General features: G+C 34.8%; 12 protein-coding genes. 1 reads left to right on the top strand and 11 read right to left on the bottom strand.

Annotated elements, in window-relative coordinates:
* Nucleotides 1-49 precede the first annotated feature (49 nt).
* From ASE21_RS11845 to ASE21_RS11790, 11 genes are all read right to left on the bottom strand, one after another.
* The gene (locus tag ASE21_RS11845) at nucleotides 50-823 is read right to left on the bottom strand and encodes a hypothetical protein (RefSeq protein ID WP_057122874.1); all 774 of its coding nucleotides are present in this window, start codon (nucleotides 821-823) and stop codon (nucleotides 50-52) included.
* Nucleotides 824-879: 56 nt separating this feature from the next.
* Entirely contained in the window at nucleotides 880-1,728 is an 849-nt protein-coding gene (locus ASE21_RS11840) for a T9SS type A sorting domain-containing protein (protein WP_057122873.1), read from the bottom strand.
* A gap of 67 nt (nucleotides 1,729-1,795) precedes the next feature.
* Complete coding sequence (locus ASE21_RS11835; RefSeq protein ID WP_242410263.1) at nucleotides 1,796-3,097, bottom strand: hypothetical protein; 1,302 nt, start codon at nucleotides 3,095-3,097, stop codon at nucleotides 1,796-1,798.
* 531 nt (nucleotides 3,098-3,628) lie between these two features.
* Nucleotides 3,629-6,871: a TonB-dependent receptor gene (locus tag ASE21_RS11830; RefSeq protein ID WP_082603468.1), complete on the bottom strand. Its 3,243-nt coding sequence runs from the start codon at nucleotides 6,869-6,871 to the stop codon at nucleotides 3,629-3,631.
* A 107-nt stretch (nucleotides 6,872-6,978) separates the two neighbouring features.
* A complete protein-coding gene (locus ASE21_RS11825) occupies nucleotides 6,979-7,827 on the bottom strand; it encodes a FecR family protein (RefSeq protein ID WP_057122871.1) in 849 nt (282 codons plus the stop codon).
* A 210-nt stretch (nucleotides 7,828-8,037) separates the two neighbouring features.
* Nucleotides 8,038-8,619, bottom strand: coding sequence for an RNA polymerase sigma factor (locus ASE21_RS11820; protein WP_057122870.1), 582 nt, complete (start codon nucleotides 8,617-8,619; stop codon nucleotides 8,038-8,040).
* A gap of 277 nt (nucleotides 8,620-8,896) precedes the next feature.
* Entirely contained in the window at nucleotides 8,897-10,720 is a 1,824-nt protein-coding gene (locus ASE21_RS11815; RefSeq protein ID WP_057122869.1) for an alkaline phosphatase, read from the bottom strand.
* A gap of 345 nt (nucleotides 10,721-11,065) precedes the next feature.
* On the bottom strand, nucleotides 11,066-12,601 hold the full coding sequence (locus tag ASE21_RS11805) for a RagB/SusD family nutrient uptake outer membrane protein (RefSeq protein WP_057122867.1): 1,536 nt from the start codon (nucleotides 12,599-12,601) through the stop codon (nucleotides 11,066-11,068).
* Nucleotides 12,602-12,619: 18 nt separating this feature from the next.
* Nucleotides 12,620-15,961 carry a SusC/RagA family TonB-linked outer membrane protein gene (locus ASE21_RS11800; protein ID WP_242410262.1) on the bottom strand — a complete coding sequence of 1,114 codons (3,342 nt, stop codon included), beginning with the start codon at nucleotides 15,959-15,961 and terminating at the stop codon, nucleotides 12,620-12,622.
* 259 nt (nucleotides 15,962-16,220) lie between these two features.
* On the bottom strand, nucleotides 16,221-17,144 hold the full coding sequence (locus ASE21_RS11795; protein WP_057122865.1) for a FecR family protein: 924 nt from the start codon (nucleotides 17,142-17,144) through the stop codon (nucleotides 16,221-16,223).
* Between the two features lie 117 nt (nucleotides 17,145-17,261).
* Nucleotides 17,262-17,819, bottom strand: coding sequence for an RNA polymerase sigma-70 factor (locus ASE21_RS11790; protein WP_057123185.1), 558 nt, complete (start codon nucleotides 17,817-17,819; stop codon nucleotides 17,262-17,264).
* 382 nt (nucleotides 17,820-18,201) lie between these two features.
* On the opposite strand from ASE21_RS11790, the gene ASE21_RS11785 reads away from it, so the two are divergent.
* Entirely contained in the window at nucleotides 18,202-18,885 is a 684-nt protein-coding gene (locus ASE21_RS11785) for a DUF4386 domain-containing protein (RefSeq protein ID WP_057122864.1), read from the top strand.
* Nucleotides 18,886-18,991 lie beyond the last annotated feature (106 nt).

The raw sequence follows: 18,991 nt of genomic DNA, 5'->3' as shown, positions 1-18,991 counted from the left end.
TTTAGATTGATGTACTTAATACAAAGCTGTGACAAAATGTTTTCTGAATTTAAAAGTCGAAATAATCTGCTAAATTCAAGCTGGCATCAACGTTTGAAAATTTTCCATTGGCATCTTTTCTTTCATCGAGCACAATTAATCTCGATTTGTTTGAGGTCATCAGCATTACTGTAATTACCTGTTTACCTGAAATATAAGATTCAGTAGTGTTATGTTTTACAAGTTCCATTCTAATAATTGGAGGCAGGCTCGCCGGAAATTCTATAAAATCGCTATAAGAATCTTTACCAATATTTTTTACTGTTCCCACCACTTCTCCGTTTACTTTACGCATTATTCCGTCCAGTTTTCCGGTGTAACCGCTTGCAGAATATTTATTTAAAGTTGGAAATATAAACTTAAATCCGGCAAACCCTGTTTGTGTTATTTTACCCGGTTTTGTTTTCAAAACATTTTCAACCCATATCTCTTCTTTTGTATAAAATGAGATCGTGTCAACAGGTTTCGCGGTATTTAGTTTATACGAATAAATAAGTTGTTTCGTTGCTTTGTTTGTAATTTCAACCACTTTGTCTTTATCTCCGTAAAATACAAATTCGTGCTCTTTGGAAATTTTTTTTATGTAAGCATCAACTTTTCCTTCTTTCAGTATTTTTCCGTCTACGGCAATCTGGATAGAATCTTTTTGTGCATTATAAGCCCTTATAACAACTTTTCCAGGCTGCTGTTTCTCATAGTAAGGAATCATTTCGTCATTTACGCAGGCCTGACAAAAGGCAAGTACAATTGAAAATAAAAGTATTTTTGCAATCTTAGTTTTCATATTAAAGTTTGTCTTTATAATTATTTCGAATTTCATTTCGGCAATAATTACTTTATTTATTTTTTAATAAATTTTATTTTTTTAGAAAAGGTATCATTCGATACGATAAGAAAATAGATTCCCTGAGACAGATTACCTACTTCGGTGTTTTGCTTTATATCTAAATTATCTTTGACTAAAATTCCGCCCGAATTATAAATTTTCATTGAAAAATTATCGTTTAAAAACTGATCGTTTATTTCTAATTCTAAATTTTGGGCAACGGGATTTTGTTTTAATCTTACAGAATTGTTTTTTTCAAAATCATCTACTCCTAATAAAGCTTCGGCAGTAATCCATATTTTGTCTACTTCGTATCCGACAAAACTGGTATTTTCTGTTAATAATGAAATATAAACGGTCTGATTTCCCACTAAAGATGTGATATCTACCGTATAATCTTTAAATTCTGCATCCAGCATAGTTTCCCTAACCAGATTAATGGTTCCTAAAAGTACTGCCGATGCAGGATCTGGCGAAGTCGATCCGTAAACTAAAAGGTTTCTTGTTCCGTCATAAATGGCGGTTTGTGCTGTAATATTCAATTCGATTTTTCCGTCATAATATGACAAATCTATTGGAGCTGTAAAAGCCCAGTTTTGTTCTGTTGTTTCAAGCGGTGCTCCCGAGTTGAGATCAATATTGTAAGTTCCCAGTATATTGATATTTCCACCAATAATAGCACCGGTATTGGGGTCAAGCTGAATATTTTTTCCGGCTTTCCAGTTACTGCTGTTGCCATCTTTATCCAGCAAAGTCCAGTCTGAAACGTCACCATCCTCAAAATCATCTTCCCAAATAGTAAACTGGGCAGATGAAGCAGTAGTAATCATGAGTACTATAAATAATAGTATAATTTTTTTCATATTTTATTTGTAAAAAGCATGGGCAGAAATGCTGCCCATGCTGAATTAAATATTCTTAACCTGACAATTAGAAATTTGTAAACTTAGTCCATGTGTTTGTCCAAAGTGCTTCTGTTTTGAATGCACCCGTAGCACCTGTAAAGTCTAATGCAGCATCATTAAAGAATGGCTGAGTTAAAGACCATTTTGTTCCAGGGTTTACTGTAGATGTAGCATTTCCTAAACCTAAAGATGTTCCTGTTGGCAATACTGGATTTGCATATCCGTGAATAGATAATCCTGACCATGAAGATGCTGATGGTAATGATGGAGTTTCCCAGAAAATACCTTTGTTATATCCTGTTACAGTAGCATCTGTAAGAGCGATTTGTCCTAATCTGCGTACGTGGATTCCGTTTTCATAAGAGTTAGCTCCTGTAGGAGTGCTAATACCAATGATAGATAATTGAGAAACAACAGGACGTGTAATAAGAGTTGTACTAGTACCTCCAGCGTTGTTATCTAACTCAATTCCGTTTGAATCAGGGCTTAAGTTTGGTGCTGTACCACTTGTACTGTGAGTAGAATTAATGTCAGCAAGTGCAATAGCTTTTGTTATTGATCCTGTGTATCCTAAATCAAAATCAAAGTTATCATCGTCTGGTGCGAAAGAAACTAAGTGAGTAGCATTTACTCTTCCTCCGAAAAATTCGAATGAATCATCTCTTCCGTAAGAAACCTGAACGTGATTAACTGTAGTAAGAGCCCCAACTCCACCAAAAGTTAAACCGTTGATCTCTACTCCAGTTGCAGCATCTAAGATTCTACCTGCGAATTCGATACGAACATAAGAAATTGTACCTGCATTGTGAGAAGCGTTAGAACCACCATAGTAAAAATCAGAAACAGTTGGCTGGTCTCCTAATCCTTCTATTACGTTAGTAACAGATCCGTTATTTACCTGATCGTCACCTAAAACTACAACTCCGCCAAAATCTCCCGGAGTTGCTTTTGTAGAAGCATTTCCATCTAACAAGTTGTAACTTGTAAAGATAATTGGAGCGTTTACAGTTCCTTGTGCATTAATTTTCCCTGTTTTTGTAATTACAAGAACTCCTGTAGCAACACCTGCAGCAAGAGGTTTTGCTTTAATGTAAGTTCCGGCTTCGATTGTTAATGTAGCTCCCGATTTTACACGTACAACTCCGTTAATTTCCCAAACTTTGTTACTTGTCCACGTTGTGTTTGTTGTGATATCACCACTTACAGTTTGTACTGTTGCAGGATATCCGCTGTAGTCAGCCCCAGCAGCTTTAATAGAAAAAGAAGAATCAGCAGAAGAATCATCATTTTGGCAAGAACTCACAAGTAGAGCTACAATTGCGAACATAAAAAATTTTTTCATAATAATTTAATTATTGCTATATTTGCCGCTATTAAACTAGGCCTTTGGAGAGAGCAGCAAAATTTCTTTCCTTAGGTCTTTCTCGTTTTTGGTAAATTTGTTTTTGCAAACTATCCGTTTTACCGTCCGGGGGGAGTTACCTAACTTCCATCTTTCACTATTAGGATTTTTTTCATTTCAGCGAAAGGATCAGTTTCAATTTCTTTAAAATTTCAATACACAAAAAGATAAATGTCTTTGGATATGATAAACCTAATGCCGTTATTTTTTTATTTTTTGGCTTAAATCGAAGATTCCGTATATCTGCAGTTTTTTATTCTTTATGGGTTTAAATTTTCAAAGAACATTTAAAAACTCTCAGCAAAAAGAGTTTCTATTTTTAACCAACTAGTTTTATTATCAGTATTAGCTTTCAAAAAGTCAAAATATCACAGGTCTTTTTTATTGTTAACTTTTTCTTAATATTCAGCAGGAAAATACTTATGATTATGAATTTATTATTAACTCTGGCTAATATTAAAAATCATAATTTAGAGAAAGACTGATCGTTCGTCCTATCCAGGATTTGAATACCACCTGATCAATATCCGGATCGTATTTATTGGTTGCGTTTGCTCCAAGGCTGTATCTCGACCTTGGGTTCGATCCAACCGGAACATCTTCAATTTTACTGTAACTGTTTGTGTTGTTATAAGTCTGCACTCCGGCATCAAACATGTTTTTAATACTGAATTTTAACTGCAAATCTTTTTCTTTAAAAAATTTGTAACTCAATTGTGCATCTGTCTGGGCATACGGCATTCGGATTTCTTCTGCAGAATAATCAAAACCTACTAAAATATACTGATCTCCAATGGCATTATGTCTAAGACTGAATCCAAAACGCTCGCCTATATAATCCATACCAAGGTTGTAGGTATAAGGAGATTGTCCGTAAAGCGGTCTGTTTGCTTCATAAAGTCCGCCTGTTCCGTCAAGATTTACATACGAAGTAACTTTTGTATCATTTACAGATGCATTTCCATAAACAAACAAATGTTTTAAAAGATCGCCTTCACCTAAAAAAGAAAGGCTTTTATAAAATTCTAATTCAACTCCCCAAAGTTTGGCTTTGCTCGAATTAACATTATAAATATCTCTTACACCGGAAGGATTTAAAAATCCAACAGACTCAATTGGATTGTCAATGTCTTTGTGGTAAATTCCAAAAGATAAAATTTCACCGCCAGAAGGATACCATTCAAATTTAACATCATAATTATTGGCAACACTCGAAACCAATCCGTCGGTATAGTTATAAATTTTAGCAGCACGAAGCGGATCGTAATACGGAATACTTAAACGCTCTGCAAACTGAGGACGCAGCACAGATTTATTGTATCCCAGTCTTACATTCATTTTATTCGTTGGACTTATAATTAAACTCGCCGATGGAAGAAACTGCCAAAGTTTATCGTCTCCCTGTACGTTTGAGAAACCATCCGGGGTTTCTGACTGACTTTCTATTTGAGTGTATTTGTAGCTTTCTGCCCTTACTCCCCAAACCAGTCTTACATATTGTCCAATTTTATCATCAAGCATTAAATAAGGAGAATGTATTTTTACGTCTCCAACATATCTGTTACCATAAATACCGTATTTCTGCCATCCAAAACCGCCGTAATAATAATTGGATCCGTCTAAAAATTCCGGCAGCGGTTCGTAAATCGTAGCCATTTCTGTTGACTGTCCAACGGTAATTAATTTAGCCGATTCCTGCTGATTGGCTGCTTTTTTATAAGTTCCAAAGTAACCCGCTTTAATATCATTGGTGAAAGAATCATTAAAATTAAAAGTGTATTTAAGATTTACAGCCCAGTTGTAGTCTACTTCATCATTTGTAAAATAACTTCTGCTGAACGGAAACCTTGCTCTGTTGTTATTAACACTGTAAGCTTCCAGTATATCATCCCCTACTTTTACTCTTCCAATGTCTACGAATGTTGCATCTTTGGTATCTTTTGTAACATTTCCGTAAGCGCCATACCAATTTACTTCCAGCTTATCGAATTTATGATTTCCTTCAACCTTATTCTGAATAAAAGTGGTGTAAACAGGATAATTAGATTCTGATGTAACAGGAAGGCTGTTCCCGTTTATAATTTCCGGAATTGAAACTGCTCCATCTGCCCATCCCGTAATTTGTGTAAGCTGATTATTGTAAATATGCATAACCGTATTACGCACTGTAATTTTATGATTATCAAGCTGAATGGCAGCATTAAACATTCCGCCAAGCGTAGAATTAAAATTATAATTGGCTCCGGAGTTTCTGAATCCGTATTTTGTAAAAGTAGCATACGCTGTTTTGTCATCTTCGGGAACAAATAAAGAATTCTTTTGGTAACTCCCTCTTTCTGTGTGTTCTATTTCTAAAGTTTCCTGTGTATTTTTAAAAATAAAAGAACCTACAAATCCCCATTTATTATTGTCTTTTAATTTATAAGCACGTCCTAAACCAAACTGAAGCGTAGTTCCCGGCGCACCATAGGTTTTATAAGTACTAAAATTATCCTGTGTAAATTGTTTGGAATATTCGATAAAAGGACCCGATTCAGCTTCTGTTTTTGGCGGATCTATTGTGGTGTGATTCGTTGGGTAATTTCGCGTTCCGTCATCAAATCCCCAGTAATCATAATCACCTTCCTGTCTGGTCAGTCTGTCTTTAAAAGTACTTTTGCTGTTATATGAAGTACTGATAGAAAAATTGGTAAAGTTTTCCTTCGGAATATCTTTTGTTTTTACTTCTACATATCCTCCGGCAAAATTAGCATACATATCCGGCGTTGCAGATTTGCTTACGACAATGCTTTCTACCATTGCCGTTGGAATAATATCAAATGAAAAATTCTGCTGATAAGCGTCTGTACTTGGCAAAGCTATTCCATCCATAACAGCCTGATTCCATCTTTCGCCCATAGAACGTACCACGACATATTTATCATTTACAGTTGTAACTCCTGTAATACGTTTTAAGGAGCTTGCCACATCTCTGTCCGGTGTTCTCGCAATTTGTTCTGCCGAAATACCATCAGAAAATTGTGCGGCCTTTTTTTGCTGCAACAGCATTCCTTCTACCGAAGCTGTGGCTTGTTTATAATTCTGCACAATAATTACTTCATTCAGCGATTGTGCATCTTCCTGTAAAGAAACTACCAGCGGAGTATCTTCTCCTTCCGTTACTTTTACATTTGTGATTTTTTGAGTCTGAAAAGAAATTACACTTATCTCTATCGTGTATTCTCCGGCTTCTAACTCCAAAACATAATTACCATCTATATCTGATTGTGTTCCAAAACCTGTTTCAATTACTTTAATATTGGCTCCGGGCAACGAAAGTCCGTTGTTGTCAACTACCTTTCCAGTAATTTTCCCTCTCCTTTTTTTTTTAGCTGCCTCATTTCTTTTAACTGCAATATTATTATCCGTTCTTCTAAAATCTAAATTGGTAAGGCTTTGCAAATCATTTAAAACTTCGTCGATTGTTACATTGTCTTTTTTTAAGGTAACAAGCGGAAGACTAAGGTCAAGATCCTTTTGATAAACAAACTGATAAGGGGTTTGCGATTTTAAATTATCAATGATTTTTTGAGGCGAAGAATTTTTAAAATCAACCGATACGGTTCCTGTTTGCGAATAAATTGTATTTGTTCCGAGAAAAAAACCCAAAACTAAAATCCAGATGGCAGCAAAATACTGCCTGGAAAAATCATTGTTCATAATGGTCATTATTAGTTTATTAAATTTATTTTTAATGAGATATTTTTGGTTAAATATTTTAATTTTTAAAACAAAAGCTTTAAGAACTAATTAGTGCTTTTTTTTGTTTATTTACTGATGATGTACGTGCTGTTTCCTACCGGACTAATATTAATTTCCAAAGCAAAAGCAATTGTCTGCAGTGTTTCATAAAAACCCTGACGCGTATCGAGCGTACCTTGTATTTTAAGTTTTTTTAAATCGTCGTTGGAATATTGCACCGAAAACTTATGATCGCGTTTGAGTGTAGTAATAACTTCTTCTAAGGTTAAGCCGTCAACGTATAACAATACCCTCTTCCACTCCGGTTCAAAATTTAAAGTTTTATCTTTATTTACTGTCGAAGTTTTATCAGTATAGACTGCTCTGTCGCCTCTTTCCAGAAAAACAGTATTCTGAGCAGTTTCTACTTTTACTTTTCCGGTTCTTACGCTCACTTGAGCATCGGCATCATTATACGCTTTTACATTAAAAGAAGTTCCCAAAACCGTTGTTTTTACAGCTCCTGAAGTAATAATAAAAGGTCGTGACTCATCGCGTTTTACTTCAAAAAATGCTTCTCCTTTCAGGGTTATTCTTCGCTCATTTTTAGAAAACTTTTCAGGATAATCAATTTCTGTATTTTGATTTAACCAGACTCTTGTTCCGTCGGGAAGTGAGATGAGTCGAATATCATCTTTGAAAGTTATGGTGGAAGTAATTTTTGGTTGAACCGAAACAAATTGATTAAAAGAATGATAACCACCAATTGAAAGTACAATTACTGCGCATGCTGCAGCTGTCCAGTTATAAAAAATTTTATATTTATGAATTGTAGCTTTCCGAATTGTATTCCACATTCTGGCTTCTGTTTCATGCGGAAGAATACCTCTGTTGGGTATGGCATTCCATTCTTCTTTTAATTTCTTGTTTTTCATTTAGATGTATTTAGAATCGAAAAAACATGCGCGAATCTCCCCGATTCAACTACATTAGATTTTCAATGTTTTAAATATCACGGGGCAGCGTTAGTATTAACGTTTTCTTAATGAAGGAGAAGATTTCGCAGCATAAAAAAGAACCGAAGGTTCGGTTCATATTATAGGGCCGGATTTCAATCCGGTCTACAACGCATATCGTCAATTTTATTATGAGTAAATTAGCTCAGTCTGACTTATAAAAAACAATGCAAACCAATAAAGTTCATGGTTCTTTACAGAATTTTTCTTTAAAAATTGAAGTGTTTTTGAGATTTGGTTCGCCACAGCACTTGGCGACATATTCATTTCTGCAGCAATTTCTTTATAACTGCGGTCTTCAAATTTATGAAGACTGAATATTTTTCTTCTTTTGGCAGGTATTTTATTAAGAAGGTATTCGATTTTTTCTAACTGCATGCTTATGTCTTCTTCCTGTTCCGATACAGTATCCAGTTCTTTAATCAACTGGTCATCTTCTAAAGAAAAAATCCGGTTTTGTTTTTTATACCATTTTGAGATTTCCTGCTTGGAACTTTTAAACAAAATGGCTTCTAAGCTTACATTTGGGTCTAATTTTGTGCGGTATTTCCAAAGATGAATAAATACATTTTGTGTCACATCTTCAGAATCTGCAAGCTGTGCCGTATATTTTTTCACAAAACAAAAAACTTTAAAATGGTATAAATCATATATTTCTTTAAAACAAGAATCATCTCCCGCACGTAACCTTAATATTAAATTAGAACTCATAATGCAATTTTAAATGTTAAAGAAGACCCTTACAAAAGTATAATAAACATTTATTGATATTTTTTGCAATTTGGTCATTTAATAATTTATTAATATTGCATTATATTTTTTGATTTTCAGTTCATTCTCCGCTTTATAATACGATTAGATTAACATATCATTAAAAGATTTATAATTTACAACAGAAAATCTTTAAGAAATCTCCACTCAGAAAATGAAACTAAATAAAAAAAGCCCCTGCAGTTTTGCAGAGGGCTTTTTTGGTTGTTGATGAAAATTACTTTTTAAAAAGGAGCTCCAGTATTTTAGCATAAATTTCAGTATTCTGATAAACTCCGGAAAAGTTTTGAGCACCTGCTCCATAAGCAAATACCGGAACCGGAACTGCCGTATGATCGTTTGTGCTAAAACTACCCTGAACATAACCTTTTGCAATACTTCCGTCAATTAATGAAAGTCCGCCCGTTTCATGATCTGCCGTTACAATTAAAAGTGTTTCCGGGTTTTGGTCTGTAAATTCCATTGCCTTGCCCACTAATTTGTCAAAATCGAGCATTTCGCGAACTATATATTCCACATTATTCTGATGTCCGCCATAATCAATCTGTGCTCCTTCTGCCATAATAAAAAACGGATTTTTTGATTTTGAAAAAGTATTGACCGCTTTCGCAAAAGATTTGGTTAAGAAATCTCCTCTTCCATTTTTTACAGAAACTACCGCTTTATCTTCCAGCACTACAAAACGGTTGTTTTTGATGGTATCTAAACTCGCAAACTGATCTGAAAATGTATATCCTTTTTCCATTAAAAGTTTAGATAAATCTTTACCGTCTTTTCGTGCTTTGAATTCATTCTGCCCTCCTCCGATTAAAATATCAGACGGATTACTTAAAAAATCATTTGCAATTGGTTCGCTGTAACTTCTTTCAGGCTGATGTGCATAAAATGCCGCCGGAGTAGCATCTGTAATATTTCCTGCCGAAATAATTGCTGTTTTATAATTTTTGTTAGCTAATTGCTGTGTAATTAGCTCCAGCGGTTTTCCGTTTTCGTCAACGCTTATAAAACGGTTGTTGGTTTTATGTCCGGTCGCCATTGCCGTTGCTCCGGCAGCCGAATCGGTAATATAACTGTCTGATGCTTTCGTAATAGAAAGTCCCTGTGTTGGGATATTAAAAAGGCTTAATTGCCCTTTGTTTGCCGTGTAACCCGAATAAATCTGTGTTAATCCCATTCCGTCGCCAATAAGCAGAATGACATTTTTTGGTTTCTTTTTGGCGAAAGCCGAAACATTTTTAGGAATATAGGCTTCATGAAATTCTGTATTTTGATAAAATGTCGATTTGATATTATTGATAAAATGTGTCAGTTCCGGAACATTGTCCGTACCAATAAAATCGACTTTTAAGTTCATTAAAGTCATCCAGGTATTTACATTATCCTGCGTTGCCCAAAACCTTATTTTTTTATTCTGATTGTGAACTTTTTTAATAATCGACTGGATTTTTTCCAGATCGGTTTGTGTTAAAACACCTTTACCGTTCCAAACCGTAATTTGTTTCAGGTCTTCGCTGATCATTTCTACACGCGCCAATTGCTCTGCCGTGTATTCTTCATTTAACCTTCCGTCAAAATAAATAAACAATGGATAAGCTGCCCATTGCGACTGATCTGGTCTGTTTCCTGAAATAACCACTTTTATGTTTTGATTGGAGATAATATCCGGAAAGGTTTTTAACTGCTGTGCAATTGCTTTTAGAGTCGGCTCTGCATCAGATTTTATATCTATCATTAAAATCAAAGGTTTACCGCTTGCATAAGCTTTACTTCCCAAAGTTTTTAATTTTGAAGAAAGCGGGTCCAGATACATATTTTTCAGTGTATTAGCTGCTGTAATATCTTTAAAATTATGCGCGACAAACAATTCGTTATTTACTAAAAAAACATCGGCTTCTATAACACCTGCTTCATTAGAATAAGCACCGTAAAACGGGAGCGCACCTGCATAATCGTTATGAGAATGAATGTTGGAAGAACTGTATTCCTGCGCCTGAACAAACAGAAAAAACTGAAGGCAAAAAAGGGTTATTATTTTTTTCATTGAAAATGATTTTTTTTATTAAAAGCTGTTTATTTTTTGCCACAGATTAAAAAGATTTAAATGATTTTTTAATTGCTTTGCGTAAAGTTTTTTTGCCGCGAATTGCACGAATTGTCACGAATTATTTTTTTTGATTTTACGAATGAAATTTGTGCAATTCGCGGCAAGAAAAAATCTTTTGAATCTGTAGCAGAAAACAATAATAACCAGTCCTTTAATAAAGACTGGTTTTTATATTATAAAATGTGTCCATTTTTTTACTGCCTGCAGACTCCACAACGAGCCTGCAGCGTAAAAAAAAATAAACAAACAAACTAATTGTTAATGGTTAATTATGAATTAAAACTACCATCCCTGATTTTGAAACAAAGCTCCTTTGCTTACTGCGATTTCGTCTGGTGGAATTGGCCACACATGGTGAATTGCAGGATTGAAATTACGGGCAGGATAAATCACGCTTCCGTTGTAATGGTGAAGCGGTTTTGCATACGTTTCTTTTGCATCTCCCCAGCGAACTAAATCAAAATGACGGTCTGTCCATTCGCCTGCAAGTTCACAGCGTCTTTCTCTTTTTAAATCGGTCAAAGCAGCTCCTGAAATATTAGGAAGTCCGGCACGACGGCGAATCATATTAATTTCATTATCTGCATTTTGACCTTTCATTAATTTAGCTTCAGCCAGCATTAAAATTACATCTGCATAACGCAAAAGCGGCACGTTTAAAGCAGTAGAAGGTTTATCTCCATTTGCATTTACATAACGAATATCTACAGCTCCTGAACCCGTTTTTGGATAACTAAACGGTTCCATATATTTTTTAAACTGATAACCCGTTCTGTTGCTTGAACCTACAATATACTTTCCTTCATTAAAAGTTACAAGTTCACCAAAATACATGAATTTATCTCCTTTTTGAAGTATTGTTGCGCTCCTTCTTTTATCAGCAGGATCATACGTATCGAATAACTCTTTTGTCGGATAAAAATTCCCCCAGCCATTATAAGCTCCCCAGCCTTTATCTTCTAAACAAACTCCCGGAAAAATAGATCCTAAACCTGTGTTTTCTGCACTTGATGTTACGGACCAAATATATTCTGAAGACCAGTTATTGCTGATTTTAAACACATCTTCAAAATTATCAAGCAGTTTGTGTTTTCCGCTTGCCACAATCATATTAGCGTATTTAATGGCATTGTCCCAGTCTTTTGCGTACAAATAGGTACGAACTAAATAAGCCCAGGCTGCAGTTTTGTGCGCGCGTCCGTAATTATCCGGAGTCATTTCATTAAAATAAGGCAGTAACTCTGCAGCTTTAATTAAATCGGCTGCAATATAGGCGTAGTTTTCAGCCACATTTTTGGCACGTGGCACATATACATTTGTTGGATTGGCACGATCCTGAATTGGAATCCCCGCACGATCATCTCCATAATGATACGCTAATTCTAAATGCATGACAGCATGATTAAAATAAGCTTCGCCTAACATTCCGTTTCTTGTTTTTTCGTTAAGGGTAATATTCGGAACATTACGAATTACGTCATTACAGCGTTTCATGATTTCATAGTGTAGTCTCCAGATGTCTTTTGTATCCGATTCTGATCCGTCTACAATAAAATTTTTGATACGCTCCGCATTTTGTCTTGGTTTTGTTCCAATGTCATCGCTGGCATTATTTAACCAAAAGAAACCACGACCGTACATATTATCATCAGAATATAAAGCATAAATAGCATTTACTCCTGCTTGTGCATCTGCCGGAGTTTTCCAGAAATTTCCGCTTGACGGCGCTCCCTGCGGAATTACGTCAAGTTCGCTTTCGCAGGCCGAAGTGCCTATTAACAGCACAAAACTCAATACTAAAAGACTTAAATTTTTCATTTTGTTAGTTTTATATTTTTAAAATGTTGCGTTTACACCCGTCATATAAATGCGGGAAAGAGGATATTTACCTAAATCCATTCCGAAGTTTTTAAGACCAACTTCCGGATCCATTCCTGAATATTTAGTAATGGTAAACAAGTTTTGTCCTGATATAAAGAATCGCAGTTTTGCTTTTCCGTTCAGCCAGTTTTCTTTTACAGTATAACCAAGAGAAAGATTTTTTAATCTTAGGAAAGAAGCATCTTCAATATAAAAATCTGAGATTCGCCCGAAATTATTATTGTTGTCTGTTGATGAAAGTACCGGAATATCAGTATCTCTGTTCGCTGGCGACCAGGCATCTTTAGATTCTGCCAATAAATTATAGCCAGGAAAAGAAGCGTTTAATCCGGTATGTTTTACGGCATTGAAAACACTATTTCCAGCAGCTCCGTTAAAAAAGATATTCATATCGAAGCCTTTATATCTAAAGTTTGCATTTAAACTATACGTTGTTTTTGGGAACGGACTTCCAAGTACTACCCTGTCGCTGTTATTGATTACACCGTCTCCGTTTTCATCACGAAATTTCATATCTCCGGCAACTGCATTTGGCTGATAAGCCACCCCGTTGGCATTTACATATGCTTTTGCTTCTTCGTTACTTTGAAATAATCCGTCTGTTCTGTATCCGTAAAAAGCACCAACCGGACTTCCTACCTGATAAATATTGGCCAACGGAAGACTACGAACCCTGCTAAGGTTTAAAGGTTCTAACGACGTTAAATCATCTTTAATAGAAACAATTTTGTTACTCAAAAATCCTGCGTTTGCCGTTACATCAAACTTAAATTCGCCACGTGTTTTCTGGTAAGTTAAACTTACTTCAAGACCTTTGTTTTCAACATCTCCGGAGTTTACAATTCGTCCCTGCGGAGTTCCCGAAACACCCGGTAACTGATCGCGTACCAACATATCTTTATTGGTTTTTACATAAGCATCAACAGATCCTGATAGTGTATTATTGAACATGGTAAAATCAAGACCAACGTTTGTCTGCTCAGAGCTTTCCCATTTTAAATTAGGATTTGATAATTCGCTTTCGGCATAACCGTAATTAATGACCGGAGTTGCCCCAATTAAAGCCTGAGTCTGCGTTAAAGGCACACTAAACTGATAGGGTCCCAGGTTTCCTAAATTTCCAATTTGTCCCCAGCTTGCACGAAGTTTTAAGCTGTTTACTGTAGAACTGATGCTTTTCATGAATTCTTCTTCAGAAATTAACCATCCTGCAGAAACAGAAGGATAAACTTTCCAGCGGTTCTCCTGTAAAAGTTTTGATGTTCCGTCGCGGCGTACGATTCCTGATAGTAAATATTTTTGGTTGAAATCGTAATTAAGTCTTCCAACATAAGAAGAAATAATTTCGTCTGACATTCCTGCTCCGGTCTGCTGAATTAATTTAGCATTCAGCAAATAACGCTGGGACGGATCTTCATTATCAAAACCAGTTCCTTCAACAGTATAAAAATCTCTTTTAGTTTCCTGATACGTATATCCGGCTAAAGCTTTAAAGTTGTGTTTTCCAAGTGATTTTTCATAAGAAATAGTCTGCTCGCTCAACAAATCTGTAATGGTTACAGACTTTTTTGTCAATCTGTTAAAGTCAAATATTTTTCCCGGTTCTGTGATTTTAACTGTGAAATCTGTTGCGTTATCCTGAATTCTGGTATAACCCCAGTTTGATTTTACTTTTAAACCTGAAACGATTTCCCATTCTGCATAAGGGTTAATTAAAACCGTAGAAATTGGATTGCGGTTGTCTAATCTTTTTAAATACGCTACCGGATTAATAACATCTCCGTAAGAACCAACATATTTTTCAGGAACACCTCCAAATTGTCCCGAACCGTCTTCTCTGTAAATAGAAGCATTTGGCGGATAAAAAATGGCTCCCAAAATAGCTCCTGTATAAGCACTTGCCGTATTTGCTGTCTGTCCGTCTGTTAACGAATACGATAGGTTTTCTCCAATTGTAAAATTATCAGCCAATTTAAAAGAAGAATTAGCTCTTACGGTATAACGGTTTCCAAAAGTGTTTAGCAAAATACCTTCGTTTCTTCTGTAACTTCCTGAAAGAAAGAAATTTGATTTTTCTGTTTTTCCATTTACAGATAGGGACAAATCCTGAATTTCTCCTGTACGGAAAATTTCATCCATCCAGTTGGTTTTTGTCGTTCTTGCAGTTGGTTCAAAAGCCGTATCAAAAGCCGGAATTCGTGGTAAACCTGCATTATCTCTTGCTGTATTCATAGCATCAGCATATTCGGCAGCATTTAAAACATCGAGTTTTTTTGCTACCTGCTGAAAACCTCCCTGATAGTTAACATTTACATTAATTTTATCTGAAATTCCTTTTTTAGATGTAATTAAAATCACACCTCCGGAAGCCCTGGCTCCATAAATTGCTGCCGATGCCGCATCTTTTAAAACACTTATCGAAGCAATATCATTTGGATTTAAAGTATTTAACGAACCGCTGTAGATAATTCCGTCTAAAACAATTAACGGCGTTTCTGCATTTAAAGACCCAATACCGCGGATATTGATGGTTGGCGATGCCGTTGGATCACCTCCGTCATTAATAACGGCAACACCTGCTACAGTTCCCTGCAATAATTCGCCTGCATTATTGTACGTTCTGCTTGAGGTTTCTTTCATAGAAACAGAACCTACAGCGCCCAGAACTTCACTCTTTTTTACACTTCCATATCCCATTACTACAACTTCCTGAAGCTGTTTCATGTCTGCTGCTAATTTTACCGTGATATTTTCTATTTTGGTTACCTTTATTTCTTGTGTAACGTAACCTACATAAGAAAAAACAAGTACAGCTTCAGAAGCATTGATTTCCATTTTAAAAGTTCCGTCAAAGTCTGTTGCTGTTACTGCGTTCGAACCTTTGTCTTTGATTCCAACGCCCGGCAGCGGCATATTATCATCTCCGCTGTAAACTGTTCCCGAAACAATAATTTTGTTTTGTTCTGCCGATGCGACTTTTTGGGTTTTCTTAATAACAATATTGTTATTTACAATTTCATATCGAAGCGAAAAACTACCGCATATTTTATCTAATGCCTGTTCCAGTGTAACATTAGAAAGTTTTAAACTGATTTTCTGATTGGTATTAACTTGATTCGATTCGTACATAAAATGCACATTAGCCTGATTTTCAATTTTTTGAAAAACATTTTTCAAGCTTTCATTTTCTACCTTTAAGGTTACTTTTTTATCAAAATCAATGTTTTCGGCGTTTGCAAATCCGGTAAAAAACAAAGCAATTAAAAGGATTACTTTTGCCCAAAGAGCTTTTTTCATGCTTTGAAAATTTACGACGTACCGCTTTTGTTTTTCATTCATAGGTTTTAAATTTTAGATTTTTGATTTATTTTGGGATTTTAGATTTTAGATTTTAGATTTTAGATTTTAGATTTTAGATTTTAGATTTTAGATTTTAGATTTTAGATTTTAGATTTTCACAACTTTGTCAAAATTTGAAATTTTGACAAAGTTTTCGAGCAACGACACTGAAAACTGAGACTGCGACTGAAAACTCATAATTCATAACTCATAACTCCTACTCAATTTTATAAACCCCGTCTTCAACTTTATATTCGGCATTTATGATATTGCATACCAAACCCAAAACCTGATCGGCGGAGAGTTCTTTGAAATAGGCGTTAATTTTAAGTGTGTTCAGGTTTTTATTTTTGATTTCAATTGCTACATTAAAATTTCGGTTTATGGTTGCAACGACTTCAGGAAGCGGCGTATCTTCAAAAACAATAATATTTTTTCGCCAAAGCGAAATGGTATTTACCGGAACATCTTTAAATGCCTGCAGTTTGTTATTTTTAGATTTAAAAATCACTTTCTGACCCGGCGTTACATACACATTTTCCTCTGTAACAGTCGATTTCACATTTACTCTTCCCGTCAAAACAGAAACTTCCTGAGTAGTCTGATCCGGATAGGCCTGAACATTAAAACTGGTTCCGAGGACTTTTGTATCCATTTTATCAGTGTGAATTATAAAAGGATGTTTTTTGTCTTTGGCAACATCAAAAAAAGCTTCTCCGGTAAGGTAAACTTCGCGGGTATCGCTTTTAAACTCTTTTGGGTATTTTAGAATACTTCCTGCATTGAGCCAGATCTGCGTGCCGTCGCTCAGTGTTATTTTGGCATGTTCGCCTAACTTTACTGCATATTGCCTGGTTTCAATATTGGTTATTGATTTTTGGTAAATAAAAAACGATAAACCAATTAATAGCATAACTGAAGCTGCTGCAGCCCAATATTTTGTTTGAAGAAAAATAACCTTATTTGATTTTTTAATTTGTCTTAATTCATTTTTTAGTTTCGAACGACTGGATTTTATTGTTTCCATATCTTCAAAAACTTCATCGGTACGATCGTACCATTTATTCCACATTTCCTGTCCTTTAGGAGAATATTTCCCCTCTAAAAAATGTTTTATTTCTTGTTGTAATTTTTCAGGCATTATAATTTCTTTATGTCTTTAATAGTATGTCTTGGGAATTGAAAATTCAGGTAGGTTTAAAAGGTTACGCTTGTGTTAAGAAAAAATATTCCGAAACTTCATTTGGAAATATTAAAATCAATTAAACTCCCCTAAATAAGTCCGCATAAATTTTAGTGCGTATGTAATATGATATTTGACCGTATCGATAGAAACATTGAGTTCGTCTGCGATTTCTTTATTTGAATAATGTTTGATTCTGCTGAGAATAAAAACCTCTTTTGATTTTTTAGGAAGTAAAGCGGCGACTTTGTCAACGGCTATTTGCAATTCATCATAATAAATAGAATCTTCTGTTGCGTTATGGCTGTTGAATGAAACAGGGTTTCTGTCTAAAACTTCCTGAATGTACTGATCTGTAACAGTGTGCGACTTGATATGGTCTAAAGTGGTGTAACGAACTGAGGTATAAATGTATGCCGCAAAACTCTTTTGAATAACAATTGTTTTTCGACGTTCCCAGATTGTGGTAAAAACTTCCTGAACGATTTCTTCTGAAACCGGAACTGATTTCATTCTCAGGTAAACAAACCGGACAAGTAAATCACGGTACCTGAAATACAGTTCATCAAAAGCTTTATCTTTTCCTTGTTTTAATAATTCAACAAGTTCTTCATCAGAATAACCTTTATACATAATACTGCGCTTTTTTATTGTTAACCAACGAAATGATGTTTGCAAAAACATAAATTCTGCGAAGTATTTTTAATTCAAAAAATGACATATCCTACAATAGTTTGTTTTAATAATATGTCTTCAAAATTAAAAATGAGGGTAGGTCGATTAGGTTACGTTTACATTAATAAAACAGCAGGATTATGAAACATTGTATTAACATTTCGTCTGGTTTGTTAATCCATTATAGCGTAAAAAGAATATTTAAAAATGAATTCAAAAAAATGCAGAAGAGGTTTTAAATCTTTAACTGTAACATTATCAGCAGCTGTTCGACTTATTTTTAAATGAACATCCACATGGGATTTTAATCTTACCAAAAATAAATTAAACAACCAGAATTATGATATCAAATAAAAAGAAAGCCAGAATTGCAGGTTTGCTGTATCTTGTCGTTGTACTGACCGGAATTTTCAGTTTAGCATATGTTCCTTCAAAAGTTATTTTTTGGGATGATCCTGCGGCAACTTTTAACGCTATAAAAGAATCTGAAATGCTTTTTCGACTGGGAATCGTAAGCGGGTTAATTTGTTATGTTTTCTTTTTAATGCTGCCGATTGCACTTTACGAACTTTTAAAACCGGTAAATGAATTATATGCCAGATTAATGGTGCTTTTGGCTGTTGTAAGTGTTCCGATATCATTTCTTAATATTCAAAATAAATTAACGGTTTTGAATTTGGTAACTGAAAATCAAAATGTAACAGAACAGTTACAATCTCAGGTAATGTTTTATCTTCAGCAATATGATAACGGAATTTTATTAGTTTCTGTATTTTGGGGATTGTGGTTATTTCCTTTTGGATATTTAGTATTCAAATCAGGATTTTTGCCTAAATTTTTTGGTGTTTTATTGATGCTGGGATGTTTTGGTTATCTGATTAATTTCTTGGGAAATTCTTTGATCTCTAACTATTCCGATTTTGGAATTGCAAAATATATCCGTATTCCTTCGGCTTTGGGAGAAATGGGAATTTGTTTGTGGCTGCTCATAATAGGAGCAAAAGAAAAATCAGATTTCAAATAAAAACAGCAAATGAAGGTAAGCATCAATTTACTTAAAGATGCTGAATGATTCAATTATAAAAAAGAAAACCTCCAAAATCAAATGACTTTGGAGGTTTTTATTTTGA

Source organism: Flavobacterium sp. Root901, from assembly GCF_001429765.1.
Lineage (GTDB): Bacteria > Bacteroidota > Bacteroidia > Flavobacteriales > Flavobacteriaceae > Flavobacterium.
The sequence above is the reverse complement of the archived record's forward strand: the minus strand, read 5'-3'. Positions and strand labels throughout refer to the sequence as shown.

Excerpts from the sequence above, each read along its gene's own strand:
- ASE21_RS11825 (WP_057122871.1), bottom strand. The coding sequence starts at position 7,827 with ATGAAAAACAAGAAATTAAAAGAAGAATGGAATGCCATACCCAACAGA.
- ASE21_RS11795 (WP_057122865.1), bottom strand. The coding sequence starts at position 17,144 with ATGCCTGAAAAATTACAACAAGAAATAAAACATTTTTTAGAGGGGAAA.
- ASE21_RS11820 (WP_057122870.1), bottom strand. The coding sequence starts at position 8,619 with ATGAGTTCTAATTTAATATTAAGGTTACGTGCGGGAGATGATTCTTGT.
- ASE21_RS11830 (WP_082603468.1), bottom strand. The coding sequence starts at position 6,871 with ATGAACAATGATTTTTCCAGGCAGTATTTTGCTGCCATCTGGATTTTA.
- ASE21_RS11805 (WP_057122867.1), bottom strand. The coding sequence starts at position 12,601 with ATGAAAAATTTAAGTCTTTTAGTATTGAGTTTTGTGCTGTTAATAGGC.
- ASE21_RS11845 (WP_057122874.1), bottom strand. The coding sequence starts at position 823 with ATGAAAACTAAGATTGCAAAAATACTTTTATTTTCAATTGTACTTGCC.
- ASE21_RS11835 (WP_242410263.1), bottom strand. The coding sequence starts at position 3,097 with ATGTTCGCAATTGTAGCTCTACTTGTGAGTTCTTGCCAAAATGATGAT.
- ASE21_RS11840 (WP_057122873.1), bottom strand. The coding sequence starts at position 1,728 with ATGAAAAAAATTATACTATTATTTATAGTACTCATGATTACTACTGCT.
- ASE21_RS11790 (WP_057123185.1), bottom strand. The coding sequence starts at position 17,819 with ATGTATAAAGGTTATTCTGATGAAGAACTTGTTGAATTATTAAAACAA.
- ASE21_RS11815 (WP_057122869.1), bottom strand. The coding sequence starts at position 10,720 with ATGAAAAAAATAATAACCCTTTTTTGCCTTCAGTTTTTTCTGTTTGTT.
- ASE21_RS11785 (WP_057122864.1), top strand. The coding sequence starts at position 18,202 with ATGATATCAAATAAAAAGAAAGCCAGAATTGCAGGTTTGCTGTATCTT.
- ASE21_RS11800 (WP_242410262.1), bottom strand. The coding sequence starts at position 15,961 with ATGAAAAAAGCTCTTTGGGCAAAAGTAATCCTTTTAATTGCTTTGTTT.